Source organism: Escherichia sp. WS1450 (assembly GCF_046487395.1).
In the GTDB taxonomy this organism is placed as follows: Bacteria; Pseudomonadota; Gammaproteobacteria; order Enterobacterales; family Enterobacteriaceae; genus Escherichia; species Escherichia coli.
On sequence record NZ_JBJQJO010000006.1, the window covers coordinates 213,269 to 238,001 of the forward strand.

Annotated in this window: 25 protein-coding genes; 21 read left to right on the forward strand and 4 right to left on the reverse strand. The window is 52.9% G+C overall.

Features of this window, described 5'->3' with window-relative positions; all coding sequences use genetic code 11:
* Positions 1-10: 10 nt before the first annotated feature.
* The 3 genes from hslR to igaA all read right to left on the reverse strand — a co-directional run bounded on the left by hslR (position 11) and on the right by igaA (position 3,291).
* Positions 11-412, reverse strand: coding sequence for a ribosome-associated heat shock protein Hsp15 (hslR, locus tag ACJHYR_RS09765; RefSeq protein ID WP_000660483.1), 402 nt, complete (start codon positions 410-412; stop codon positions 11-13).
* 10 nt (positions 413-422) lie between these two features.
* Positions 423-1,091, reverse strand: a complete 669-nt coding sequence (gene yrfG, locus ACJHYR_RS09770; RefSeq protein WP_001309802.1) for a GMP/IMP nucleotidase — start codon at positions 1,089-1,091, stop codon at positions 423-425.
* A gap of 64 nt (positions 1,092-1,155) precedes the next feature.
* The gene (gene igaA / locus ACJHYR_RS09775) at positions 1,156-3,291 is read right to left on the reverse strand and encodes an intracellular growth attenuator protein IgaA (RefSeq protein ID WP_000104509.1); all 2,136 of its coding nucleotides are present in this window, start codon (positions 3,289-3,291) and stop codon (positions 1,156-1,158) included.
* Positions 3,292-3,610: 319 nt separating this feature from the next.
* Here igaA and nudE point away from each other — a divergent pair, with 319 nt between their 5' ends.
* Complete coding sequence (gene nudE / locus ACJHYR_RS09780) at positions 3,611-4,171, forward strand: ADP compounds hydrolase NudE (RefSeq protein WP_000045739.1); 561 nt, start codon at positions 3,611-3,613, stop codon at positions 4,169-4,171.
* Positions 4,172-4,338: 167 nt separating this feature from the next.
* Here nudE and mrcA read toward each other — a convergent pair whose 3' ends face one another.
* Positions 4,339-6,891: a peptidoglycan glycosyltransferase/peptidoglycan DD-transpeptidase MrcA gene (gene mrcA, locus ACJHYR_RS09785; protein ID WP_001301905.1), complete on the reverse strand. Its 2,553-nt coding sequence runs from the start codon at positions 6,889-6,891 to the stop codon at positions 4,339-4,341.
* Between the two features lie 119 nt (positions 6,892-7,010).
* On the opposite strand from mrcA, the gene hofM reads away from it, so the two are divergent.
* The 20 genes from hofM (at position 7,011) to ACJHYR_RS09885 (ending at position 24,698) form a co-directional block, all read left to right on the forward strand.
* Complete coding sequence (gene hofM, locus ACJHYR_RS09790) at positions 7,011-7,790, forward strand: DNA utilization protein HofM (RefSeq protein ID WP_001306315.1); 780 nt, start codon at positions 7,011-7,013, stop codon at positions 7,788-7,790.
* The gene (hofN, locus tag ACJHYR_RS09795) at positions 7,790-8,329 is read left to right on the forward strand and encodes a DNA utilization protein HofN (RefSeq protein ID WP_001069326.1); all 540 of its coding nucleotides are present in this window, start codon (positions 7,790-7,792) and stop codon (positions 8,327-8,329) included. Before hofM ends, hofN begins: the two co-directional genes overlap by 1 nt.
* The gene (hofO, locus tag ACJHYR_RS09800) at positions 8,313-8,753 is read left to right on the forward strand and encodes a DNA utilization protein HofO (protein ID WP_000367370.1); all 441 of its coding nucleotides are present in this window, start codon (positions 8,313-8,315) and stop codon (positions 8,751-8,753) included. Before hofN ends, hofO begins: the two co-directional genes overlap by 17 nt.
* Positions 8,743-9,147, forward strand: coding sequence for a DNA utilization protein HofP (gene hofP / locus ACJHYR_RS09805; RefSeq protein ID WP_001264137.1), 405 nt, complete (start codon positions 8,743-8,745; stop codon positions 9,145-9,147). Before hofO ends, hofP begins: the two co-directional genes overlap by 11 nt.
* On the forward strand, positions 9,059-10,297 hold the full coding sequence (gene hofQ / locus ACJHYR_RS09810; protein ID WP_000815995.1) for a DNA uptake porin HofQ: 1,239 nt from the start codon (positions 9,059-9,061) through the stop codon (positions 10,295-10,297). The genes hofP and hofQ overlap by 89 nt, the downstream gene beginning before the upstream one ends.
* Positions 10,298-10,697: 400 nt before the next feature.
* The gene (gene aroK, locus ACJHYR_RS09815) at positions 10,698-11,219 is read left to right on the forward strand and encodes a shikimate kinase AroK (protein ID WP_000818618.1); all 522 of its coding nucleotides are present in this window, start codon (positions 10,698-10,700) and stop codon (positions 11,217-11,219) included.
* A gap of 56 nt (positions 11,220-11,275) precedes the next feature.
* Positions 11,276-12,364, forward strand: coding sequence for a 3-dehydroquinate synthase (gene aroB / locus ACJHYR_RS09820; RefSeq protein ID WP_000439850.1), 1,089 nt, complete (start codon positions 11,276-11,278; stop codon positions 12,362-12,364).
* A gap of 91 nt (positions 12,365-12,455) precedes the next feature.
* A complete protein-coding gene (damX, locus tag ACJHYR_RS09825; protein WP_000343227.1) occupies positions 12,456-13,742 on the forward strand; it encodes a cell division protein DamX in 1,287 nt (428 codons plus the stop codon).
* A 106-nt stretch (positions 13,743-13,848) separates the two neighbouring features.
* Complete coding sequence (dam, locus tag ACJHYR_RS09830) at positions 13,849-14,685, forward strand: adenine-specific DNA-methyltransferase (RefSeq protein WP_000742139.1); 837 nt, start codon at positions 13,849-13,851, stop codon at positions 14,683-14,685.
* Positions 14,686-14,702: 17 nt separating this feature from the next.
* A complete protein-coding gene (gene rpe, locus ACJHYR_RS09835) occupies positions 14,703-15,380 on the forward strand; it encodes a ribulose-phosphate 3-epimerase (RefSeq protein WP_000816280.1) in 678 nt (225 codons plus the stop codon).
* A complete protein-coding gene (gene gph, locus ACJHYR_RS09840; protein ID WP_059327754.1) occupies positions 15,373-16,131 on the forward strand; it encodes a phosphoglycolate phosphatase in 759 nt (252 codons plus the stop codon). Before rpe ends, gph begins: the two co-directional genes overlap by 8 nt.
* Positions 16,124-17,128: a tryptophan--tRNA ligase gene (gene trpS / locus ACJHYR_RS09845; protein WP_000165552.1), complete on the forward strand. Its 1,005-nt coding sequence runs from the start codon at positions 16,124-16,126 to the stop codon at positions 17,126-17,128. Before gph ends, trpS begins: the two co-directional genes overlap by 8 nt.
* Before the next feature lie 160 nt (positions 17,129-17,288).
* Positions 17,289-18,194, forward strand: coding sequence for a GntR family transcriptional regulator YhfZ (gene yhfZ / locus ACJHYR_RS09850; RefSeq protein WP_072837413.1), 906 nt, complete (start codon positions 17,289-17,291; stop codon positions 18,192-18,194).
* Positions 18,195-18,210: 16 nt separating this feature from the next.
* The gene (locus ACJHYR_RS09855; RefSeq protein ID WP_001586336.1) at positions 18,211-18,573 is read left to right on the forward strand and encodes a hypothetical protein; all 363 of its coding nucleotides are present in this window, start codon (positions 18,211-18,213) and stop codon (positions 18,571-18,573) included.
* Positions 18,574-18,656: 83 nt separating this feature from the next.
* Positions 18,657-19,820, forward strand: a complete 1,164-nt coding sequence (locus ACJHYR_RS09860) for a YhfX family PLP-dependent enzyme (RefSeq protein ID WP_000497323.1) — start codon at positions 18,657-18,659, stop codon at positions 19,818-19,820.
* Positions 19,820-21,046 (forward strand): phosphopentomutase, encoded by a 1,227-nt coding sequence (locus ACJHYR_RS09865; RefSeq protein ID WP_000090641.1) that lies wholly within the window; start codon positions 19,820-19,822, stop codon positions 21,044-21,046. The genes ACJHYR_RS09860 and ACJHYR_RS09865 overlap by 1 nt, the downstream gene beginning before the upstream one ends.
* Positions 21,043-21,921, forward strand: a complete 879-nt coding sequence (locus ACJHYR_RS09870; protein WP_000006979.1) for a phosphotriesterase-related protein — start codon at positions 21,043-21,045, stop codon at positions 21,919-21,921. Before ACJHYR_RS09865 ends, ACJHYR_RS09870 begins: the two co-directional genes overlap by 4 nt.
* A 10-nt stretch (positions 21,922-21,931) precedes the next feature.
* The gene (locus ACJHYR_RS09875; protein WP_000719728.1) at positions 21,932-22,285 is read left to right on the forward strand and encodes a DUF2620 domain-containing protein; all 354 of its coding nucleotides are present in this window, start codon (positions 21,932-21,934) and stop codon (positions 22,283-22,285) included.
* 11 nt (positions 22,286-22,296) lie between these two features.
* Entirely contained in the window at positions 22,297-23,601 is a 1,305-nt protein-coding gene (locus ACJHYR_RS09880; RefSeq protein WP_072837414.1) for a YhfT family protein, read from the forward strand.
* Between the two features lie 11 nt (positions 23,602-23,612).
* Positions 23,613-24,698, forward strand: a complete 1,086-nt coding sequence (locus ACJHYR_RS09885; RefSeq protein WP_000847202.1) for an aminotransferase class I/II-fold pyridoxal phosphate-dependent enzyme — start codon at positions 23,613-23,615, stop codon at positions 24,696-24,698.
* Positions 24,699-24,733: the final 35 nt, after the last annotated feature.

The following is a 24,733-nucleotide window of genomic DNA, read 5'->3' on the forward strand; positions in this document are numbered from 1 at the left end:
CAGGTGACAGTTATTCACTGTCGCCGTGTTTAAATCGTAACAGGTCGCGGCGCTCTTTTTTGTCCGGGCGTCGGTCCGGGTGCGGCATGGTTAAGGCATTAAGTTTACGTGCCAGCGCCATTTTTTCGCGTTTCTCTACACTTTCCGCAGTCTCTTCATACAGCAAGGCTGCCTCGCTGGCGGGGCGACGCTGTTCAGTAATCGCCTTTACAATCACCGTGCGTTCGTCATTTCCCTGGCGCAGAGTGAGCGTGGCATTCAGCTCGACGATTTTGCTCGGCTTGCTGCGCTGCCCGTTGTAATGCACCTTACCGCCTTCAATCATTTCACGGGCCAGCGCGCGGGTTTTATAAAAACGGGCAGCCCATAGCCATTTATCCAGTCGAACCTCAACAGCAGGTTTTTCTTTCATGGCGTCTCCTTCACATTAGCGAGGGGATCAGGCGGCGGTAGTCATTCAGTGACGGATGGCGTTGATACTGTTTCTCGGCAATCCCGGAGTCAGGATTAGTCACGCCGAGGCAGTAACGAATACCAAATTGCGCGGCAGCATCGAGAATCGCTTCGCTGTCATCAATAAACAGCGTTCTTTCAGCTTTCAGACCCGTAGCTTCGGCCACCGCATGCCATAACCGCTGATCCTCTTTCGGATAACCAAATGTGTGGGTGGAAAGTAATAAATCAAGGTGTGCGTCCAGACCGGTATGCTCAAGTTTTACCGCCAGGTTGTGCGGATGAGCATTGGTGAGCAAAATTCGCTGCTTACCGCTGGCTTTCAGTGCCTCAAGAAACGGAATGGTATCTTCACGCAGTACGGCGCGCGGTCCCATCTCGGTGGTCATCGCACAGATATCCAGACCCAGTTGCTCACTCCAGTAATCAAGACAGTACCAGTTTAGCGTATGCTGTACGTCGTGATATTGCTGGCGCATATATTCCCTCGCTTCCTGTGGCGTAACCCCGTTTTTCGCGCCCCATGTTTCAGGCACCAGCTTTTGCCAGAAATAGTTATCGAAGGCGAGGTCGAGCAACGTGCCGTCCATATCCAGCAGAACGGTATCTACGTCCTGCCAGGCAATGTTGATATGCATGAGGGAAATCTCCAGAGTGAAGCAATTTGCGCGACAGGGTAGCATAACCTGCCGCGCAAACGTGTTATTCGATAAGGCTTTCTGAAGGGGTGATCAGTTGTGGGTTCAGGCAGCTTTCATAATAGGCCTGAATCTTCATCATGCGAGTACGATGACGCTGGTAACGACGCCAGGCCTGTACGCCATTATAAATGGCGCTACCCAGCATCGTCAGTAGCAGCAGCGTGGTGCTGAGATAGCGCCACAGGCCGGAACGATCCGGGATCGGATGAAGGCCAATATGCTGCGTACCATTGGCGTCAGTGAAGATTTTTGTGACGATACCTTCGGCGTTAAACGGCGTATGCATCAGCATTTGTGCCAGTTTCTGGAAAGCGTTCCACTGTTCTTGCGGCGGATAGTCGTAAAGTGATGCCGAAGGCCAGGGCTGATCAACAAAATCGCTGCCTTCGTCGCTGACAATCAGGAACCCGCCGGGGGCCGGACTGTTTAGTGATTGTGCCGCTCGCGCCGTTTCATGCGTGATAAACGGCGCGGTAGAGGTGGCCACCAGGTTATCCAGCGATTCCGCACTCACCGGGCGTAATAACACATTCACGCCATCGAGTTTCCCGGCGTTGGCGCGTTTTACCAGCGCGTCCCAGTCTTTACTGTTACCGAGATTGACCAGCGCATTTTTCAGTCGCACACAGTCATCTTTGGCAGAACACAGATCCGCTGTCTTCAGTACTATGTCGCCAAAATCATCAAGCAATACCATGCCGGATTTTTGAATTGCTGAACGTAATGAGGCGCTGACGCGAGATTCATCTTCCGGTTTAGGGTGCAGCTGGCGATTAACTGCTTCGGTCAATGCCGTCGCTTTGTTGACCAATTCAGATTCTGGTAATGGCAATGAGCGGGCGTCATTCCAGATGATCTGCGAGCAGTCAAACGGTAAAAAAGGTGAGTTGGTTTTCGCGCTCCAGGTACCGGAAGTGCGAATATTACACATTCCCGTACCGCTAATACGCAATGTATCGCCAACCCGCACGCCAGCGTCAGCCAGTTGTTTCACGCTGGTGGCTTCAATGGTCTGCGCGCCTTTCATCCACGAGAGGGTGAATTTCAGCGGCATATCCAGCGGGATCCAGAATAACAGCATAAACAGCACCAGTAGCGAGCCCGCAGCGATAATCGTACTGCGCAGCCAGTGCTGTAACGGAAAGTTTTTTACTTCATCATGGAGCGAAAGATATCGCCCCTGACGCACTACGTGGCGGTCGAGATAGATATCGATATCGGTTTGTTGACCGAGATCCTGAGCAATGTAGGGCTGCCAGTGTGCGGGGTAGACCAGGTCGATAATACCGAGTGAAATATTGTTGATCTGTTCCTGATCGTTTTCGCCAAACAATCCCCAACGACGGGGTGTACCGCGCAGACAATGAATTTCCCGCAGGGAGGATTTTGCCGGGGGCGCGAATAGCCCCCACAGTCCTGCGCCCAGCAGCAGTAACGCGCCGCCTGCCAGCCACGGAACAAATACATCCGGGGTAATCAGGCAGAAAAAGAACATCAGGAAGGAGGCGACAATCAGCAACGCTTCGCGCAGCCCGCGCGGACGACTTAGCGCATACTCTTCGTGCGTTTCTTTGCGAATATTGAGTAGCTCGATTTGCTCACTCTCTTCCCCGCGAATCGACGCCTGTGTTGACGGAACAGGTTGCAAGGCATAGCCGCGAGTTTCCTGCATGTACTCCTGCAGCGTATGACCGTTGAGTGAAATAACCAGCGGCAGCGAATCGGTATGAATCAGTTCAACGGTATTCTCATCGTTGATGTACTGCTCCCAGAAAGGGGGCAGGTGGACTTCTACCGAATCGAGGTAGTAACGCCATTTATTCGGATCGTCGGTAGAGATGCCGTAACGCGTGATAGCGTGTGTCAGCATCATGACGTTGTTGCTTTCGGCATTCAGCGCCAGAGAGATCGGTGCCGCGCTGGCTCCCGTTGGGCCAGGCACCTGTAATACCTGCGTCAGGCTCTCAAGATAATTTTCAACGGCGCTATGTTCTTCAGGTGTGAGTTTACGCGTTTGCGCATCCGCGAAGGCGTTGGTCCAGGGCAGCTGACGCCGTCTGGATCGCACTTTTATCAGCCATCCCGCAAGTAGTGAGCAGGCCAGCAAAGCAGCTAAAAAAATCACAATGGTGCTCATGCTTTCCCCATCTTACTTAGTCTGTCAGGCGTGGTCAGTCGCACCGGACACAATACATGATTCTGCGGTTGGCTATCGGCAAGCGTGGAGTTTAACTTGAGCATCATTAAGCACATCACAGTAACCGCTGATCATAGCAAACCCTCTGAAGGCGGAATATCAGCAAATTCCTGGAGTTATTTCAACCTATTGACTTTTAATTTGATTTGAGGACGATTATTTATTAAGTTACATAAATGTAAATAACATGCAATTCACATTGCCGAAAGCGTGTCCTATATCGCACAATAACCGCTGATTTCACAGCATAGATCCCACGATGAGCAAATCATTACAAAAACCCACCATTCTGAATGTTGAAACTGTAGCCCGTTCCCGACTGTTTACCGTCGAAAGCGTGGATCTGGAGTTCAGCAATGGCGTGCGGCGTGTTTATGAACGAATGCGTCCAACCAACCGGGAAGCAGTGATGATTGTGCCGATTGTGGACGATCACCTGATCCTGATCCGCGAATACGCAGTGGGAACTGAATCCTACGAATTAGGTTTTTCGAAAGGATTAATTGATCCGGGTGAAAGCGTCTTCGAAGCCGCGAACCGCGAGCTAAAAGAAGAGGTGGGATTTGGTGCGAACGATCTGACTTTTTTGAAGAAGCTCAGTATGGCACCGTCTTACTTTTCCAGCAAAATGAATATCGTGGTAGCGCAAGATCTCTACCCGGAATCGCTGGAAGGCGATGAGCCAGAGCCGCTACCACAGGTGCGCTGGCCGCTGGCGCATATGATGGATTTGCTGGAAGACCCTGACTTCAACGAAGCGCGTAATGTCAGCGCGCTGTTCCTCGTGCGCGAATGGTTGAAGGGGCAGGGGCGAGTGTAAATGCGTGAGGTTTGCCTGATGCACAATGCTTATCAGGCCTGTGCGGCTCCTGCAATATATTGATTTTTCTAGATGTTGCTAGACGGGTAAAGTGTTCACGCCGTATCCGGTATAAACAAAGTGCACTTTGTCAGCAAACTGAAAAAGGCGCTGAAGCGCCTTTTTAATCAGAACAATTCCTGTGCCTCGCCATTATCGATAATGGTCGTTCCCACCTCGTGCACCGCCTGTTGTGTCGGCTGCGTACCTTCGATGAAATACTCTTCGCGGCTGTTGCCACCATTAGCTAACTGCCCGGTGCTGCGATCGATATTCACCGTCACAATACCCGGCGGCGGCGTCAGCGGCTGCTCCGGCACACCTTCAAGAACGGCTTTCATATAAGCGTCCCATGCAGGCTGGGCACTCTTGGCACCGCCTTCGTAACCTGAGATCTGATCTTTAATCGCTCCGGAAGCCGTTGTATGACCGAGATTACGACGGTGATCATCAAAGCCAATCCAGACCGAGGTCACAACGCCCGGACCGTAACCCGAAAACCACGCATCTTTCGAACTGTTAGTGGTACCGGTTTTCCCGCCGATATCGCGACGCTGCAAATCACGACCTGCACGCCAGCCAGTACCCTGCCAGCCTGGCTCACCAAAGATATTGGTGTTCAAAGCACTCTTAATCAGGAATGCCAGCGGAGTGTTGATGACGTGCGGCGCGTACTCCTGTGCGCCAGTCTTCGCCACTAACGCCTGATTTGCCTGCTCCAGCTGCGGCATTGGCACAGAAACATTCTGCTGCTCGCGGGAGATAGCGACATCTTCAACATCGTTATTTTCCAGCACGTTCGATTTCTGCGTATCACCGTAAATCACCGGAATATCGCATTCCGGGCAGGCTACTTTCGGTTTCGCTTCGAAAATCACGCCGCCCTGATCGTTTTCAATTTTGCTGATAAACCACGGGTCCACCAGGAAGCCGCCGTTCGCCATGACCGCGTAGCCGCGCGCCACCTGCATTGGGGTGAAGGACGCTGAACCCAGCGCCAGCGATTCGGTGTGGACAATGTTTTGTGCCGGGAAGCCGAAGCGTTGCAGATATTCTGCAGCGTAGTCGACGCCCATCGCCCGCATTGCGCGTACCATCACCACGTTTTTCGACTGGCCCAGTCCCTGACGTAAGCGAATTGGGCCGGCATACTGCGGTGGTGAGTTCTTCGGCTGCCAGTCAGAACCGGCACCTGCATCCCAGCGGGAAATTGGCACATCGTTCAACATACTTGCCAGCGTCAGACCTTTATCCATCGCCGCGGTGTAGAGGAACGGTTTGATGTTGGAACCTACCTGACGCAGTGCCTGGGTGGCGCGGTTAAACTTGCTCTGATTGAAATCAAAGCCACCGACCAGCGCCATAACGGCACCGTTTTGCGGATTGATCGACACCAATGCCGAGTTCACTTCCGGCACTTGTGCCAGCCACCATGCATCGCCAACCTGACGAACCCAGATTTGCTGACCCGTTTGCAGAACATCGGTCACTTTACGCGGCGTCGGTCCCTGCTGAGTATCCGAACGGTAAGGACGCGCCCAGCGAACGCCTTCCATACTCAATGCGACGGTCGACCCGTCCGCCAGCATCGCCGTCGCTTCCTGAGGATTGGCGCTGGTGACTGCGGCAGGCAGCAGCGGACCATAGGTCGGCAGCGCCTTCAGCGTATCGGTAATTTTGTTGTTGTCCCACGCCGATTCGCCCACTTTCCACAGCACATTTGCCGGGCCGCGATAGCCGTGGCGCATGTCGTAGTCCAGCACGTTATTACGTACTGCCTGCTGTGCGGCCTGCTGTACTTTGCGGGTGATGGTGGTGTAAATGCGATAACCGTCTTCATAGGCACTTTCGCCATAACGGTTATACATCTCCTGGCGCACCATTTCGCTCAGGTACGGCGCAGAGAAAGCAATCTCCGGCGCGTGATAGTTAGCGTTAATCGCCTCAGTGCGTGTCTGATCGAACTGTTGTTGGGTGATATACCCTTCATCCAGCATCCGCGACAGCACGACGTTACGCCGCGCGACGGCACGATCCATTGAGTAGAGCGGGTTGAAGGTGGAAGGCGCTTTCGGCAGCCCGGCTATCACCGCCATTTCGTTCAGCGTCAGTTGGTCGACCGTTTTACCGAAATAGACTTGTGCCGCAGCACCGACACCATAGGCGCGGTAACCGAGGTAAATCTTGTTCAGATAAAGCTCGAGGATCTCGTCTTTCGTCAGCAACTGTTCAATGCGAATCGCGAGGAAGACTTCCTTAATCTTACGCATCAGCGTGCGTTCTGGACTGAGGAAGAAGTTTCTCGCCAGCTGCTGGGTAATGGTACTCGCCCCTTGTGACGCGTGACCGGAGAACAGCGCCACGCTTGCCGCACGGAAGATCCCCACCGGGTCAACGCCGTGATGCTCGTAGAAGCGGCTGTCTTCCGTCGCGATAAAGGCTTTCACCATCTCCGGCGGGATTTGATCCAACGTAACCGGAATACGACGTTTCTCACCGTATTGAGCAATCAGCTCGCCATCGGCGCTGTAAATCTGCATCGGAATTTGCAGGCGAACATCTTTTAATGTCGCCACATCCGGCAGTTGTGGCTCGATGTAGCGGTATAGGCCATAAATCGAGCCTGCTCCCAGCAGAATGCAACAGACTGCAAGGATCAAAAAATACTTTACGAACTTCACTGGAAATTTCCCATTTAGTTTCATTTGGGCAGTTTATAAACAAACGCGCGGTAGTATAAAGGCAAGCCAGACGCATTGATATACCCGTCAGAGTGACGGGTGATAAGGAGATCATCACAATGGCATTTAAGATCTGGCAAATTGGTTTGCATTTACAACAGCAAGAAGCGGTAGCGGTTGCTATCGTGCGGGGCACAAAAGAATGCTTTTTGCAACGCTGGTGGCGGTTGCCGCTGGAGAACGACATAATCAAAGATGGGCGGATTGTCGATGCACAGCGGCTGGCTAAAACGTTGTTACCGTGGAGTCGCGAACTGCCGCAGCGTCATCACATTATGTTGGCATTTCCCGCCAGTCGCACATTACAGCGGTCATTTCCACGCCCGTCGATGTCCCTTGGTGAGCGGGAGCAAACGGCCTGGCTGTCCGGGACGATGGCCCGCGAGCTGGATATGGATCCGGACTCCCTGCGCTTCGATTACAGCGAAGACTCACTCAGTCCCGCCTATAACGTGACTGCCGCGCAAAGCAAAGAGCTGGCAACGCTGCTTACTCTGGCAGAAAGGTTGCGTGTTCATGTTAGCGCGATCACCCCGGATGCCAGTGCATTACAGCGATTCCTGCCTTTTTTACCTTCTCATCAGCAATGTCTGGCCTGGCGTGATAACGAACAGTGGCTGTGGGCGACGCGCTATAGCTGGGGGCGCAAACTGGCGGTAGGGATGACTAGCGCGAAGGAGCTGGCGGCAGCGTTATGCGTTGATCCCGAAAGCGTCGCGCTATGTGGCGAAGGCGGATTTGACCCCTGGGAGGCGGTTTCTGTTCGTCAGCCGCCGCTACCTCCGCCAGGTGGAGACTTTGCCATCGCGCTGGGGCTGGCGCTTGGGAAGGTGTACTGATGAACCCGCCAATTAATTTTTTGCCCTGGCGACAGCAACGCCGGACCGCTTTTCTTCGTTTCTGGTTGCTGATGTTCGTTGCGCCTCTGCTGCTGGCTGTCGGGATAACGCTAATACTGCGTCTGACAAGCAACGCCGAAGCACGCGTAGACACCGTTTTGCTTCAGGCGGAACAACAACTCGCCCGCAGCTTACAGATAACGAAACCACGTTTGCTGGAACGCCAGCAGTTACGCGAACAGCGTTTGCAAAGGCAGCGCCAGCGACAATTTACCCGCGACTGGCAATCTGCGCTGGAAGCACTGGCGGCGCTTTTACCCGAACATGCCTGGCTGACAACGATAAGCTGGCAGCAGGGAACGCTGGAGATCAAGGGGCTGACAACAAGCATTACCGCGTTAAACTCGCTGGAAACGTCACTCCGCCAGGATGCTTCTTTTCATCTCAATCAGCGGGGGGCCACGCAGCAGGATGCGCAGGGACGCTGGCAATTTGAGTATCAGTTAACAAGGAAGGTTAGCGATGGACATGCTCTTTGACTGGTGGTTCGCCACATCACCCCGCCTCCGCCAGCTTTGCTGGGCATTCTGGTTGATGATGTTAGTTACGCTCATTTTTCTGTCATCGACACACCAGAAAGAGAGCGACGCATTAATTCGACTACGGGCGAGTCATCACCAGCAGTGGGCCGCACTGTATCGCCTGGTAGACACCACTCCCTTCAGCGAGGAAAAAACGCTGCCCTTTTCGCCACTGGATTTTCAGTTATCCGGCGCGCAACTGGTTTACTGGCATCCATCCGCGCAGGGAGGTGAGTTGGCGTTGAAAACGCTGTGGGAAGCAGTGCCGTCGGCATTTACACGGCTGGCAGAGCGCAACGTCAGCGTGAGCCGTTTTTCGTTAAGCGTGGAAGGTGATGACCTTTTGTTCACGCTACAACTGGAGACGCCGCATGAGGGTTAAACGCTGGTTGTTGGCAGGTATTGCATTGTGCCTTTTAACCGGTATGCGTGACCCTTTTAAACCGCCGGAAGATCTATGCCGGATTAGCGAACTTAGCCAGTGGCGCTATCAGGGGATGGTAGGGCGAGGCGAGCGCATCATCGGTGTAATAAAAGATGGGCAAAAAAAATGGCGACGGGTGCAGCAAAACGATGTGCTGGAAAACGGCTGGACGATCTTACAGCTGACGCCAGACGCACTAACGCTGGGAACCGGGACAAACTGCGAACCGCCACACTGGTTGTGGCAACGGCAAGGAGATACAAATGAAGCAATGGATAGCCGCACTACTGTTGATGCTGATACCCGGCGTACAGGCGGCAAAGCCGCAAAAAGTGACGCTGATGGTGGATGACGTTCCGGTAGCTCAGGTGTTGCAGGCGCTGGCTGAACAGGAGAAGTTGAACCTGGTGGTGTCGCCAGACGTCAGCGGTACGGTGTCGTTACATCTAACAGATGTTCCCTGGAAGCAAGCACTACAAACTGTAGTGAAAAGCGCCGGACTGATAACGCGTCAGGAGGGCAACATTCTCTCGGTGCATTCCGTTGCCTGGCAGAATGACAATATCGCCCGTCAGGAGGCGGAGCAGGCGCGGGCGCAGGCAAATCTGCCGCTGGAAAATCGCAATATTACTCTGCAATACGCCGACGCCGGAGAACTGGCGAAAGCGGGGGAGAAGCTACTGAGTGCCAAAGGGAGTATGACCGTCGATAAACGCACCAATCGCCTTTTGCTGCGAGATAACAAAACGGCGTTAAGCGCGCTTGAACAGTGGGTAGCGCAAATGGATCTGCCGGTCGGGCAGGTTGAGCTGTCGGCGCATATTGTCACCATTAATGAAAAAAGTTTGCGTGAGTTAGGCGTGAAATGGACGTTGGCTGATGCGCAACACGCTGGTGGCGTTGGGCAAGTCACCACGCTTGGCAGCGACCTCTCCGTAGCGACGGCGACAACGCATGTCGGTTTTAACATTGGACGCATCAACGGACGTTTACTGGATCTTGAGCTTTCCGCGCTCGAACAAAAACAGCAGCTGGATATTATCGCCAGTCCGCGTCTGCTGGCCTCACATCTTCAGCCTGCCAGCATTAAACAGGGGAGCGAAATTCCATATCAGGTTTCCAGCGGGGAAAGTGGCGCGACGTCGGTGGAATTTAAAGAGGCCGTCCTGGGGATGGAAGTTACGCCCACGGTGTTACAAAAAGGTCGCATCCGGCTGAAATTACACATCAGCCAGAACGTTCCGGGGCAGGTGCTACAGCAGGCCGATGGCGAAGTGCTGGCGATTGATAAGCAGGAGATCGAAACGCAGGTCGAGGTCAAAAGCGGAGAAACGTTGGCGCTGGGTGGCATTTTTACCCGTAAAAATAAATCGGGTCAGGATAGCGTACCGTTGCTTGGCGACATTCCCTGGTTCGGGCAATTATTTCGTCATGACGGAAAAGAAGATGAACGACGCGAGTTAGTGGTGTTTATCACGCCACGACTGGTTTCCAGTGAGTAAACAGCCGTAAAAGCGGTAATGTTTTTACGCTGAACGTGTTTCATCTATTTGACGCGCGCAGGTATTTAGCATACAAGGAGTACCGATTTGAGAGTTGGTGCTCTTCGCTGCCTGCGTTCCATGATGATGATTTATCATTCAGGCGGCATTTTGCTGTCTTTTTTACGCTAATCTTACCCGGTGATTTATCGCCAGAGCGGTGGTAGCAAGGCAGCGCGCTTGCAGCGACCAGATATGCAGAGGGATGGGTGATTTATTCAGTTGCCAAACCCGCTGGAGTATTGAGATAATTTTCAGTCTGACTCTCGCAATATCTTATGAGGTTTCAGTTCATGTCCTGCGGCGCTCTCTGAGCGAAGCGGGTTTATCATTAACGAATAGTCTTAGTAGTACCGAAAAAATGGCAGAGAAACGCAATATCTTTCTGGTTGGGCCTATGGGTGCCGGAAAAAGCACTATTGGGCGCCAGTTAGCTCAACAACTCAATATGGAATTTTACGATTCCGATCAAGAGATTGAGAAACGAACCGGAGCTGATGTGGGCTGGGTTTTCGATTTAGAAGGCGAAGAAGGCTTCCGCGATCGCGAAGAAAAGGTCATCAATGAGTTGACCGAGAAACAGGGTATTGTGCTGGCTACTGGCGGCGGCTCTGTGAAATCCCGCGAAACGCGTAACCGTCTTTCCGCACGTGGCGTTGTCGTTTATCTTGAAACGACCATCGAAAAGCAACTTGCACGCACGCAGCGTGATAAAAAACGCCCGTTGCTGCACGTTGAAACACCGCCGCGTGAAGTTCTGGAAGCGTTGGCCAATGAACGCAATCCGCTGTATGAAGAGATTGCCGACGTGACCATTCGTACTGATGATCAAAGCGCTAAAGTGGTCGCAAACCAGATTATTCACATGCTGGAAAGCAACTAATTCTGGCTTTATATACACTCGTCTGCGGGTACAGTAATTAAGGTGGATGTCGCGTTATGGAGAGGATTGTCGTTACTCTCGGGGAACGTAGTTACCCAATTACCATCGCATCTGGTTTGTTTAATGAACCAGCTTCATTCTTACCGCTGAAATCGGGCGAGCAGGTCATGTTGGTTACCAACGAAACCCTGGCTCCTCTGTATCTCGATAAGGTCCGCGGCGTACTTGAACAGGCGGGTGTTAACGTCGATAGCGTTATCCTCCCTGACGGCGAGCAGTATAAAAGCCTGGCTGTACTCGATACCGTCTTTACGGCGTTGTTACAAAAGCCGCATGGTCGCGATACTACGCTGGTGGCGCTTGGCGGCGGCGTAGTGGGCGATCTGACCGGCTTTGCGGCGGCGAGTTATCAGCGCGGTGTACGTTTCATTCAAGTCCCGACGACGTTGCTGTCGCAGGTCGATTCCTCCGTTGGCGGCAAAACTGCGGTCAACCATCCCCTCGGTAAAAACATGATTGGCGCGTTCTACCAGCCTGCTTCAGTGGTGGTGGATCTCGACTGTCTGAAAACGCTTCCCCCGCGTGAGTTAGCGTCGGGGCTGGCAGAAGTCATCAAATACGGCATTATTCTTGACGGTGCGTTTTTCAACTGGCTGGAAGAGAATCTGGATGCGTTGTTGCGTCTGGACGGTCCGGCAATGGCGTACTGTATTCGCCGTTGTTGTGAACTGAAGGCAGAAGTTGTCGCCGCCGACGAGCGCGAAACCGGGTTACGTGCTTTACTGAATCTGGGACATACCTTTGGTCATGCCATTGAAGCTGAAATGGGGTATGGCAATTGGTTACACGGTGAAGCGGTTGCTGCGGGTATGGTGATGGCGGCGCGGACGTCGGAACGTCTCGGGCAGTTTAGTTCTGCCGAAACGCAGCGTATTATAACCCTGCTCACGCGGGCTGGGTTACCGGTCAATGGGCCGCGCGAAATGTCCGCGCAGGCGTATTTACCGCATATGCTGCGTGACAAGAAAGTCCTTGCGGGAGAGATGCGCTTAATTCTTCCGTTGGCAATTGGTAAGAGTGAAGTTCGCAGCGGCGTTTCGCACGAGCTTGTTCTTAACGCCATTGCCGATTGTCAATCAGCGTAACAACAAGAAAGGTCAGGCCGCTTATCAAGCGGTCTATTAGCTTCAGGTTAATTGCAACGTGGTAAGCATTAACCTTTTAGTGGGGTGTTAAATGGATGAATTCAAACCAGAAGACGAGCTGAAACCCGATCCCAGCGATCGTCGTACTGGTCGTTCTCGTCAATCTTCTGAACGTTCTGAGCGTACTGAACGTGGCGAACCGCAGATCAATTTTGATGATATTGAACTTGATGACACTGACGATCGCCGTCCGACTCGTGTGCAAAAAGAGCGCAATGAGGAACCGGAACTCGAAGAAGAAATTGACGAATCCGAAGATGAAACCGTGGATGAAGAGCGCGTAGAGCGTCGTCCGCGTAAGCGCAAAAAAGTAGCCAGTAAACCCGCTTCTCGTCAGTATATGATGATGGGCGTCGGCATTCTGGTTCTCCTGCTGTTGATCATCGGTATCGGTTCTGCGCTAAAAGCCCCCTCGACCTCTTCCAGCGATCAAACCGCGTCTGGCGAGAAGAGTATTGATCTTGCTGGCAATGCGACCGATCAGGCGAATGGCGTGCAGCCAGCGCCGGGAACCACGTCTGCGGAAAATACTCAGCAGGATGTTTCTCTGCCGCCGATCTCTTCTACGCCGACTCAAGGGCAAACCCCAGCGGCAACGGATGGTCAACAACGTGTTGAAGTGCAGGGTGACCTGAACAATGCGCTGACCCAGCCACAAAATCAGCAACAGTTGAATAATGTGGCGGTCAATTCCACGTTGCCGACTGAACCCGCGACGGTCGCGCCTGTTCGCAATGGCAATGCATCGCGTGACACGGCGAAAACGCAAACCGCTGAACGTCCGGCCACTACGCGTCCAGCTCGCCAGCAGGCGGTGATTGAACCGAAAAAACCGCAAGCAACCGTGAAAACGGAGCCGAAGCCGGTAGCACAGACGCCGAAGCGTACTGAACCAGCTGCTCCAGTGGCAAGCACGAAGGCACCGGCTGCGACCTCTACGCCAGCACCAAAAGAGACCGCAACTACGGCTCCAGTACAGACGGCATCCCCGGCGCAAACCACGGCAACACCAGCCGCTGGAGGGAAGACCGCAGGTAATGTTGGTTCGTTGAAATCGGCACCGTCCAGCCATTACACTCTGCAGCTGAGCAGTTCCTCTAACTACGACAACCTGAACGGTTGGGCGAAGAAAGAGAATCTGAAAAACTACGTTGTCTATGAAACGACGCGTAATGGTCAGCCGTGGTATGTCCTGGTTTCTGGCGTGTACGCTTCGAAAGAAGAGGCGAAAAAAGCGGTATCTACCTTGCCAGCCGATGTCCAGGCCAAAAACCCGTGGGCGAAACCGCTGCGTCAGGTACAGGCCGATCTGAAGTAATCAAGGTTATCTCCTGCAATGGTTTATCATCGCGGGAGTTGCCTGAAGCGCTGGATGCTGTCGGAGCTTTCTCCACAGCCGGAGAAGGTGTAATTAGTTAGTCAGCATGAAGAAAAATCGCGCTTTTTTGAAGTGGGCAGGGGGCAAGTATCCCCTGCTTGATGATATTAAACGGCATTTGCCCAAGGGCGAATGTCTGGTTGAGCCTTTTGTAGGTGCCGGGTCGGTGTTTCTCAACACCGACTTTTCTCGTTATATCCTTGCCGATATCAATAGCGACCTGATCAGTCTCTATAACATTGTGAAGATGCGTACTGATGAGTATGTACAGGCCGCACGTGAGCTGTTTGTTCCCGAAACAAATTGCGCCGAGGTTTACTATCAGTTCCGCGAAGAGTTCAACAAAAGCAAGGATCCGTTCCGTCGGGCGGTACTGTTTTTATATTTGAACCGCTACGGTTACAACGGCCTGTGTCGTTACAATCTGCGCGGTGAGTTTAACGTGCCGTTCGGCCGCTACAAAAAACCCTATTTCCCGGAAGCAGAGTTGTATCACTTCGCTGAAAAAGCGCAGAATGCCTTTTTCTATTGTGAGTCTTACGCCGATAGCATGGCGCGCGCAGATGATGCATCCGTCGTCTATTGCGATCCGCCTTATGCGCCGCTGTCTGCGACCGCCAACTTTACGGCGTATCACACAAACAGTTTTACGCTTGAACAACAAGCGCATCTGGCGGAGATCGCCGAAGGTCTGGTTGATCGCCATATTCCAGTGCTGATCTCCAATCACGATACGATGTTAACGCGTGAGTGGTATCAGCGCGCAAAATTGCATGTCGTCAAAGTTCGACGCAGTATAAGCAGCAACGGCGGCACACGTAAAAAGGTGGACGAACTGCTGGCTTTGTACAAACCAGGAGTCGTTTCACCCGCGAAAAAATAATTCTCAAGGAGAAGCGGATGAAACAGTATTTGATTGCCCCCTCAATTCTGTCGGCTGATTTTGCCCGCCTGGGTGAAGATACCGCAAAAGCCCTGGCAGCTGGCGCTGATGTCGTGCATTTTGACGTCATGGATAACCACTATGTTCCCAATCTGACGATTGGGCCAATGGTGCTGAAATCCTTGCGTAACTACGGCATTACCGCCCCTATCGACGTACACCTGATGGTGAAACCGGTCGATCGCATTGTGCCTGATTTCGCTGCCGCTGGTGCCAGCATCATTACCTTTCATCCAGAAGCCTCCGAGCATGTTGACCGCACGCTGCAACTGATTAAAGAAAATGGCTGTAAAGCGGGTCTGGTATTTAACCCGGCGACACCTCTGAGCTATCTGGATTACGTGATGGATAAGCTGGATGTGATCCTGCTGATGTCCGTCAACCCTGGTTTCGGCGGTCAGTCTTTCATTCCGCAAACACTGGATAAACTGCGCGAAGTACGTCGTCGTATCGACGAGTCTGGCTTTGACATTCGACTGGAAGTGGACGGTGGCGTGAAGGTGAACAACATTGGCGAAATCGCTGCGGCGGGCGCGGATATGTTCGTCGCCGGTTCGGCAATCTTCGACCAGCCAGACTACAAAAAAGTCATTGATGAAATGCGCAGTGAACTGGCAAAGGTAAGTCATGAATAAGTTTGAAGATATTCGCGGCGTCGCTTTTGATCTCGATGGTACGCTGGTGGACAGTGCTCCTGGCTTGGCTACCGCAGTAGATATGGCGCTGTATGCGCTGGAGTTGCCCGTCGCAGGTGAAGAACGCGTTATAACCTGGATTGGTAACGGCGCAGATGTTCTGATGGAGCGCGCATTGACCTGGGCGCGTCAGGAACGTGCGACTCTGCGTAAAACAATGGGTAAACCGCCCGTTGATGACGACATTCCGGCAGAAGAACAAGTACGTATTCTGCGTAAACTGTTCGATCGCTACTATGGCGAGGTTGCCGAAGAGGGGACGTTTTTGTTCCCGCACGTTGCCGATACGCTGGGCGCATTGCAGGCTAAAGGCCTGCCGCTAGGTCTGGTCACCAACAAACCGACGCCGTTCGTCGCGCCGCTGCTCGAAGCCTTAGATATCGCCAAATACTTCAGCGTGGTGATTGGTGGTGATGATGTGCAAAACAAAAAACCGCATCCGGATCCGCTGTTACTGGTGGCTGAGCGGATGGGAATTGCTCCACAACAGATGCTGTTTGTTGGCGACTCACGCAATGATATTCAGGCAGCAAAAGCGGCAGGTTGCCCATCAGTTGGCTTAACCTACGGATATAACTACGGCGAGGCTATCGATCTCAGCCAGCCTGATGTAATTTATCAGTCTATAAATGACCTTCTGCCCGTATTAGGGCTTCCGCATAGCGAAAATCAGGAATCGAAAAATGACTAAGCCCATCGTTTTTAGTGGCGCACAGCCCTCAGGTGAATTGACCATTGGTAACTACATGGGTGCGCTGCGTCAGTGGGTAAACATGCAGGATGACTACCATTGCATTTACTGTATCGTTGACCAACACGCGATCACCGTGCGCCAGGATGCACAGAAGCTGCGTAAAGCGACGCTGGATACGCTGGCCTTGTATCTGGCTTGTGGTATCGATCCTGAGAAAAGCACCATTTTTGTTCAGTCCCACGTGCCGGAACATGCGCAGTTAGGCTGGGCACTGAACTGCTATACCTACTTCGGCGAACTGAGCCGCATGACGCAGTTTAAAGATAAATCTGCGCGTTATGCCGAGAACATCAATGCTGGTCTGTTTGACTATCCGGTGCTGATGGCAGCGGACATCCTGCTGTATCAAACTAATCTGGTACCGGTGGGTGAAGACCAGAAACAGCACCTGGAACTGAGCCGCGATATCGCCCAGCGTTTTAACGCGCTGTATGGCGAGATCTTTAAAGTGCCGGAGCCGTTTATTCCGAAATCTGGCGCGCGCGTAATGTCGCTGCTGGAGCCGACCAAAAAGATGTCCAAGTCTGACGATAACCGCAATAACGTTATCGGCCTGCTGGAAGATCCGAAATCGGTGGTGAAGAAAATCAAACGCGCGGTCACCGACTCCGACGAGCCGCCGGTAGTTCGCTACGATGTGCAGAACAAAGCGGGCGTTTCCAACCTGCTGGATATCCTTTCTGCGGTAACGGGCCAGAGCATCCCGGAACTGGAAAAACAGTTCGAAGGCAAGATGTATGGTCATCTGAAAGGCGAAGTGGCTGATGCCGTTTCCGGTATGCTGACTGAATTGCAGGAACGCTATCACCGTTTCCGCAATGACGAAGCCTTCCTGCAACAGGTGATGAAAGATGGCGCGGAAAAAGCCAGCGCACACGCTTCCCGTACGCTAAAAGCGGTGTACGAAGCGATTGGTTTTGTGGCGAAGCCGTAATTTAACATTAATGCCAAAAACCGGGGAAACCCGGTTTTTTTATCCTCTTTTTGTAATAATCCGAAAAAATGTGAAGCGCCTCGCCGTTTCCACATCTCGCAGTTGCCACTTATCTTCATTTTTATGAAGATATAAATATTCATTTTATTGAAAATTTACTATGCGTCGAACGTTTATCAAAAAAGAAGGCGTCGTCATCACGACACTGGCCCGTTATTTGTTGGGTGAAAAGTGCGGTAATCGACTGAAAACCATAGATGAGCTGGCAACTGAATGCCGTTCATCCGTTGGCCTGACGCAGGCCGCGTTGAAAACGCTGGAATCAAGCGGAGCGATACGGATTGAACGCCGTGGGCGCAATGGCAGTTATCTGGTCGAGATGGATAACAAAGCATTGCTGACTCATGTGGATATCAACAACGTGGTATGTGCGATGCCCTTGCCCTATACCCGTTTGTACGAAGGCCTGGCGAGCGGATTGAAAGCCCAGTTCGATGGCATTCCTTTTTACTATGCGCATATGCGCGGCGCGGATATTCGCGTGGAGTGTTTACTTAACGGCGTGTATGACATGGCGGTTGTTTCCCGACTGGCGGCGGAAAGTTATCTCACGCAAAAAGGCTTATGCCTCGCGCTGGAGTTGGGGCCGCACACCTACGTTGGCGAGCACCAGTTGATTTGCCGTAAAAGCGAGTCCGCAAACGTGAAGCGCGTGGGGCTGGATAACCGTTCGGCGGATCAGAAAATCATGACCGATGTCTTTTTTGGCGATAGTGATGTGGAACGTGTCGATCTCTCTTATCACGAGAGTTTACAACGCATTGTTAAAGGCGATGTCGATGCGGTGATCTGGAACGTGGTGGCGGAAAACGAACTGACCATGCTGGGATTAGAAGCGACGCCGCTCACAGACGATCCGCGATTTTTACAGGCCACCGAAGCCGTGATCCTGACGCGAGTCGATGATTACCCAATGCAACAATTGCTGCGTGCAGTTGTTGATAAACACGCCCTGCTTGCCCATCAACAACGAGTGGTCAGTGGGGAACAGGAACCCAGTTATTAAACGAAAGGCATCTGAAATGGAAACCAGACTCAACCTGCTTTGCGATACAGGCGTTATTGATAAGGACATCTGCAAAGGCATGATGCAGGTCGTCAACGTACTGGAAACAGAGTGTCATCTACCGGTGCGCAGCGAGCAAGGAATGATGGCGATGACACATATGGCGAGCGCACTGATGCGCAGTCGCCGTGGTGAAGAAATAGAGCCGCTGGACGCCGAATTGCTGGTAGAGCTGGCGCAATCCAGCCACTGGCAAGCCGTTGTGCAATTGCATCAGGTGTTGTTGAAGGAATTCGCACTGGAAGTTAACCCGTGTGAAGAAGGCTATTTGCTGGCTAATCTTTATGGATTATGGATGGCTGCTAACGAAGAGGTTTGAAGCTCCCGACAAATCCACGTCGCACAACCTAAATATTCAAAAAAATGAATATTTAATTCAAGGAACAGAAACGAGGCAACAAGATGTTTGTAGAAGCATTGAAACGCCAGAACCCGGCGCTAATTTCCGCCGCACTAAGCTTGTGGCAAAAGGGCAAGATCGCCCCGGACAGCTGGGTGATCGACGTGGATCAGATACTGGAAAACGGTAAGCGGCTGATTGAGACGGCGCGGCTTTACGGCATTGAACTGTATCTGATGACCAAGCAGTTTGGTCGTAATCCGTGGCTGGCGAAAAAACTGCTGGCATTGGGCTACAGCGGCATTGTGGCGGTGGATTACAAAGAGGCGCGGGTCATGCGCCGCGCTGGTTTGCCAGTGGCGCATCAGGGGCATCTGGTACAAATCCCTTGTCACCAGGTTGCTGATGCCGTTGAACAGGGCACCGACGTCATCACCGTGTTTACCCTTGCCAAAGCGCGGGAAGTGTCTGCGGCAGCGGTGAAAGCGGGGCGGGTCCAGTCTGTGCTGCTCAAAGTTTATAGCGACGATGATTTTCTTTATCCGGGGCAGGAGAGCGGTTTTGTACAGCATTCGCTGCACGAGGTGGTTGCTGAAATTAAGAAACTGCCGGGGCTGCATTTAGCCGGACTAACCCATTTCCCTTGCCTGCTTTGGGATGAGGCTGCCGGGAAAGTTTTGCCGACACCGAATCTTCACACGCTGATACAGGCACGGGATCAACTGGCGAAATCTGGTATTGCGATTGAGCAACTGAACGCACCTTCTGCGACCAGCTGCACTTCGCTGCCATTGCTGGCGGAATACGGTGTGACTCATGCCGAACCCGGTCATGCGCTGACGGGCACTATTCCGGCAAACCAGCAGGGCGATCAGCCTGAACGTATCGCGATGCTCTGGTTAAGTGAAATCTCCCATCATTTCCGTGGCGACAGCTACTGCTACGGCGGCGGTTACTACCGTCGTGGTCATGCGCAACATGCGCTGGTGTTTACGCCAGAAAATCAAAAGATTACTGAAACCAATCTCAAAACTGTGGATGACAGCAGTATCGACTACACCCTGCCGCTGGCAGGCGAGTTTCCGGTAAGCAGTGCAGTAGTGCTCTGTTTTCGCACGCAGATTTTTGTCACCCGTAGCGATGTGGTGTTGCTGTCCGGTATTCACCGTGGCGAACCAGAAATCGTCGGTCGTTATGACAGTCTTGGAAACTCTCTGGGGGCGTAATGGCGCGATTTGTGGTGTTAGTGATTGATAGCTTTGGCGTAGGCGCAATGAAAGATGTCACGCTGGTGCGTCCACAGGATGCCGGGGCGAATACCTGTGGTCACATCCTGAGCCAGCTGCCGCATTTGCAGCTACCAACGCTGGAGAAAATGGGGCTAATCAACGCATTAGGTTATGCGCCTGGAGATATGCAGCCGTCAGACTCCGCAACCTGGGGCGTGGCAGAGCTGCAACATGAAGGTGGCGATACCTTTATGGGGCATCAGGAAATTTTAGGCACGCGCCCGTTACCGCCGCTGCGGATGCCCTTTCGCGATGTGATTGACCGTGTTGAGCAGGTATTAGTATCCGCCGGTTGGCAGGTGGAGCGCCGTGGCGATGATCTGCAATTTCTGTGGGTCAATCAGGCGGTTGCGATTGGCGATAATCTCGAGGCGGATTTAGGCCAAGTCTATAACATTACCGCCAATCTCTCTGTGATCTCTTTTGACGACGCAATCAAAATTGGTCGTATCGTGCGTGACCAGGTACAGGTCGGTCGGGTCATTACATTTGGCGGCCTGTTAACTGACAGTCAACGCATTCTCGATGCCGCAGAAAGTAAAGAAGGGCGCTTTATTGGCATTAATGCGCCGCGTTCAGGCGCTTATGACAACGGCTTCCAGGTCGTGCATATGGGCTACGGTGTTGATGAAAAAGTGCAGGTGCCGCAAAAACTGTATGAAGCGGGCGTGCCAACCGTGCTGGTGGGTAAGGTGGCGGATATCGTCAGCAATCCTTATGGCGTGAGCTGGCAAAACCTGGTGGATAGCCAGCGGATTATGGATATCACCCTCAACGAATTTAACACCCATCCGACGGCGTTTATTTGTACCAATATCCAGGAAACCGACCTCGCTGGTCATGCAGAAGACGTCGCACGTTATGCCGAACGTTTGCAGGTCGTTGACCGAAACCTTGTCCGGCTTGTTGAGGCGATGCAGCCAGATGATTGCCTGGTCGTGATGGCGGATCACGGTAACGATCCGACCATTGGTCACAGCCACCATACCCGCGAAGTGGTGCCAGTGCTGGTTTATCAGCAAGGGATGGTCGCTACGCAGCTTGGTGTGCGCACCACGCTTTCTGATGTGGGGGCTACCGTATGTGAATTTTTCCGCGCGCCACCGCCACAAAATGGTCGCTCTTTTCTTTCCTCCCTCCGGTTTGCAGGAGACACCCTATGAGTTTTGACCCGACGGGCTACACCCTCGCCCATGAGCATCTGCATATTGATCTCTCCGGCTTTAAAAACAACGTGGACTGCCGCCTTGATCAGTATGCGTTCATTTGCCAGGAGATGAACGACCTGATGGCCCGGGGCGTGCGTAATGTGATTGAGATGACCAACCGTTACATGGGGCGCAATGCGCAATTTATGCTCGATGTAATGCACGCGACGGGGATCAACGTGGTGGCCTGCACCGGTTATTACCAGGACGCGTTTTTCCCGGAACATGTGGCGACCCGCAGCGTGCAGGAACTGGCGCAGGAGATGATCGATGAAATTGAACAGGGTATCGATGGCACGGAACTGAAAGCCGGGATTATCGCGGAGATTGGTTCCAGCGAAGGGAAGATTACGCCGCTGGAAGAGAAGGTATTTATTGCCGCCGCGCTGGCACATAACCAGACCGGACGCCCGATCTCCACACATACCTCTTTTAGCACGATGGGGCTGGAACAACTGGCTCTGTTGCAAGCCCACGGAGTTGATCTTTCGCGCGTCACCGTTGGTCACTGCGATCTGAAAGACAACCTCGACAACATTTTGAAGATGATCGATCTCGGCGCGTATGTGCAGTTCGACACCATCGGCAAGAACAGTTACTACCCGGACGAAAAGCGCATTGCGATGCTCCATGCGCTACGTGACCGTGGGTTGCTGAACCGCGTCATGCTGTCGATGGATATTACGCGCCGCTCCCATTTAAAAGCCAACGGTGGTTATGGCTATGACTATTTATTGACCACCTTTATTCCGCAATTGCGCCAGTCAGGATTCAGTCAGGCCGATGTGGATGTGATGTTACGTGAAACTCCCTCTCAATTTTTCCAATAAGGACAGACTCATGAAAAAGATTGGTGTTGCAGGCTTACAGCGTGAGCAGATTAAAAAAACCATTGAAGCGACGGCTCCTGGCTGTTTTGAAGTTTTCATTCACAACGACATGGAAGCGGCAATGAAAGTGAAATCCGGACAACTGGATTACTACATCGGCGCGTGTAATACCGGTGCGGGCGCGGCATTGTCGATTGCCATCGCGGTGATTGGCTATAACAAAAGTTGCACCATTGCCAAACCAGGCATTAAAGCGAAAGACGAACATATCGCCAAAATGATCGCTGAAGGAAAAGTGGCGTTTGGGCTTTCCGTTGAGCATGTCGAACACGCGATTCCGATGCTGATTAACCATCTGAAATAAAAGGCACGACTATGGATCTGTATATTCAGATTATCGTGGTGGCGTGCCTGACGGGTATGACATCGCTTCTGGCGCATCGCTCGGCGGCTGTTTTTCATGACGGTATCCGCCCGATCCTGCCGCAACTGATTGAAGGCTATATGAACCGTCGCGAGGCGGGGAGTATCGCTTTTGGTCTGAGCATTGGTTTTGTGGCCTCGGTGGGGATCTCTTTTACCCTGAAAACCGGGCTGCTCAACGCATGGTTACTCTTTCTTCCTACCGATATCCTCGGCGTACTGGCGATAAACAGCCTGATGGCGTTTGGTCTTGGCGCTATCTGGGGCGTGTTGATCCTCACCTGTCTGTTGCCAGTAAACCAGCTGCTGACCGCGCTAACGGTGGATGTATTAGGTAGTCTGGGGGAATTAAGCTCGCCGGTGGTTTCAGCTTTTGCACTGTTCCCTCTGGTGGCGATTTTCTACCAGTTTGGCTGGAAGCAAAGTCTGATCGCCGCCGTGGTGGTACTGATGACCCGTGTGGTCGTCGTGCGCTATTTCCCACATCTTAACCCTGAATCCATCGAAATCTTTATTGGCATGGTGATGCTGCTGGGGATCGCGATAACTCACGACTTGCGTCATCGTGATGAAAATGACATTGATGCCAGCGGGCTTTCGGTGTTTGAAGAACGCACGTCACGGATTATCAAAAACTTACCGTATATCGCCATCGTGGGAGCATTGATTGCCGCCGTTGCCAGCATGAAGATTTTCGCCGGTAGTGAAGTGTCGATCTTCACTCTGGAGAAAGCGTACTCCGCAGGCGTAACGCCGGAACAATCGCAAACACTAATCAACCAGGCAGCTCTGGCGGAATTTATGCGCGGACTGGGTTTTGTGCCGTTGATTGCCACCACCGCGTTAGCCACCGGCGTATATGCAGTTGCGGGCTTTACCTTTGTTTATGCGGTGGGCTATCTCTCGCCGAATCCGATGGTTGCAGCGGTATTAGGCGCAGTGGTTATTTCGGCGGAAGTCTTGCTGCTTCGTTCGATCGGCAAATGGCTGGGGCGCTACCCGTCGGTGCGTAATGCGTCGGATAACATCCGTAACGCCATGAATATGCTGATGGAAGTGGCGTTGCTGGTCGGTTCGATTTTCGCAGCAATTAAAATGGCGGGTTATACCGGATTTTCTATCGCAGGTGCCATTTACTTCCTCAACGAATCCCTGGGCCGTCCGGTACAGAAAATGGCGGCACCGGTCGTGGCAGTAATGATCACCGGTATTCTGCTGAATGTTCTTTACTGGTTTGGCTTGTTCGTTCCGGCTTAAGGAAGGCACCTATGAAGACGTTTCCTCTGCAAAGCCTGACGCTTATTGAGGCGCAGCAAAAGCAGTTTGCGCTGGTGGACACGATTTGCCGCCATTTTCCCGGCAGCGAGTTTCTTACCCGCGGGGATTTGGGCTTAACGCCGGGGCTGAATCAACCGCGCATTACCCAGCGAGTGGAACAGGTGCTGGCTGATGCATTTCACGCACAGGCTGCGGCGCTGGTACAGGGGGCGGGTACTGGCGCGATCCGTGCGGCGTTGGCGGCTTTGCTCAAACCGGGGCAGCGTCTTCTGGTGCATGACGCGCCTGTTTACCCGACGACTCAGGTCATTATTGAGCAGATGGGGCTGACGCTTATTACTGCTAATTTCAATGACCTGTCGGCACTTAAGCAGGTCGTCGAAGAGCAACAACCGGATGCGGCTCTGGTGCAGCATACGCGCCAGCAGCCGCAGGACGGGTACATTCTGGCAGATGTGCTGGCAACGTTGCGCTCGGCTGGCGTTCCTGCATTAACCGATGACAACTATGCGGTGATGAAAGTGGCGCGAATTGGCTGCGAATGCGGGGCAAATGTCTCGACTTTTTCCTGCTTCAAGCTGTTTGGGCCGGAGGGGGTTGGCGCGGTGGTAGGCGATGCCGATGTTATTAGTCGGATTCGCTCCACGCTCTACTCCGGCGGCAGCCAGATTCAGGGCGCTCAGGCGTTGGAAGTCTTGCGTGGGTTGGTGTTTGCGCCAGTGATGCACGCGGTGCAGGCGGGGGTATCTGAACGGTTGCTGGCTTTACTTAACGGTGGCGCAGTGGCGGAAGTGAAAAGCGCGGTGATTGCCAATGCGCAGTCGAAGGTGTTGATTGTGGAGTTTCATCAGCCGATTGCCGCCAGAGTACTGGAAGAGGCGCAAAAGCTCGGTGCCTTGCCTTACCCGGTCGGTGCAGAGTCGAAATATGAAATCCCGCCGCTCTTTTACCGTCTTTCCGGAACGTTTCGCCAGGCGAATCCGCAACTCGAACATTACGCGATTCGTATTAACCCAAATCGCAGCGGTGAAGAGACGGTGCTGCGGATTTTGCGTGAGAGTATTGCCAGTATTTAATGCTGGATAGCCCCGTTCGGCAATCAAGCTAAATT

Coding starts and splice junctions, on each gene's coding strand:
- hslR (WP_000660483.1), bottom strand. CDS start 412: ATGAAAGAAAAACCTGCTGTTGAGGTTCGACTGGATAAATGGCTATGG.
- yrfG (WP_001309802.1), bottom strand. CDS start 1,091: ATGCATATCAACATTGCCTGGCAGGACGTAGATACCGTTCTGCTGGAT.
- igaA (WP_000104509.1), bottom strand. CDS start 3,291: ATGAGCACCATTGTGATTTTTTTAGCTGCTTTGCTGGCCTGCTCACTA.
- nudE (WP_000045739.1), top strand. CDS start 3,611: ATGAGCAAATCATTACAAAAACCCACCATTCTGAATGTTGAAACTGTA.
- hofM (WP_001306315.1), top strand. CDS start 7,011: ATGGCATTTAAGATCTGGCAAATTGGTTTGCATTTACAACAGCAAGAA.
- hofN (WP_001069326.1), top strand. CDS start 7,790: ATGAACCCGCCAATTAATTTTTTGCCCTGGCGACAGCAACGCCGGACC.
- hofO (WP_000367370.1), top strand. CDS start 8,313: ATGGACATGCTCTTTGACTGGTGGTTCGCCACATCACCCCGCCTCCGC.
- hofP (WP_001264137.1), top strand. CDS start 8,743: ATGAGGGTTAAACGCTGGTTGTTGGCAGGTATTGCATTGTGCCTTTTA.
- hofQ (WP_000815995.1), top strand. CDS start 9,059: ATGAAGCAATGGATAGCCGCACTACTGTTGATGCTGATACCCGGCGTA.
- aroK (WP_000818618.1), top strand. CDS start 10,698: ATGGCAGAGAAACGCAATATCTTTCTGGTTGGGCCTATGGGTGCCGGA.
- aroB (WP_000439850.1), top strand. CDS start 11,276: ATGGAGAGGATTGTCGTTACTCTCGGGGAACGTAGTTACCCAATTACC.
- damX (WP_000343227.1), top strand. CDS start 12,456: ATGGATGAATTCAAACCAGAAGACGAGCTGAAACCCGATCCCAGCGAT.
- dam (WP_000742139.1), top strand. CDS start 13,849: ATGAAGAAAAATCGCGCTTTTTTGAAGTGGGCAGGGGGCAAGTATCCC.
- rpe (WP_000816280.1), top strand. CDS start 14,703: ATGAAACAGTATTTGATTGCCCCCTCAATTCTGTCGGCTGATTTTGCC.
- gph (WP_059327754.1), top strand. CDS start 15,373: ATGAATAAGTTTGAAGATATTCGCGGCGTCGCTTTTGATCTCGATGGT.
- trpS (WP_000165552.1), top strand. CDS start 16,124: ATGACTAAGCCCATCGTTTTTAGTGGCGCACAGCCCTCAGGTGAATTG.
- yhfZ (WP_072837413.1), top strand. CDS start 17,289: ATGCGTCGAACGTTTATCAAAAAAGAAGGCGTCGTCATCACGACACTG.
- ACJHYR_RS09855 (WP_001586336.1), top strand. CDS start 18,211: ATGGAAACCAGACTCAACCTGCTTTGCGATACAGGCGTTATTGATAAG.
- ACJHYR_RS09860 (WP_000497323.1), top strand. CDS start 18,657: ATGTTTGTAGAAGCATTGAAACGCCAGAACCCGGCGCTAATTTCCGCC.
- ACJHYR_RS09865 (WP_000090641.1), top strand. CDS start 19,820: ATGGCGCGATTTGTGGTGTTAGTGATTGATAGCTTTGGCGTAGGCGCA.
- ACJHYR_RS09870 (WP_000006979.1), top strand. CDS start 21,043: ATGAGTTTTGACCCGACGGGCTACACCCTCGCCCATGAGCATCTGCAT.
- ACJHYR_RS09875 (WP_000719728.1), top strand. CDS start 21,932: ATGAAAAAGATTGGTGTTGCAGGCTTACAGCGTGAGCAGATTAAAAAA.
- ACJHYR_RS09880 (WP_072837414.1), top strand. CDS start 22,297: ATGGATCTGTATATTCAGATTATCGTGGTGGCGTGCCTGACGGGTATG.
- ACJHYR_RS09885 (WP_000847202.1), top strand. CDS start 23,613: ATGAAGACGTTTCCTCTGCAAAGCCTGACGCTTATTGAGGCGCAGCAA.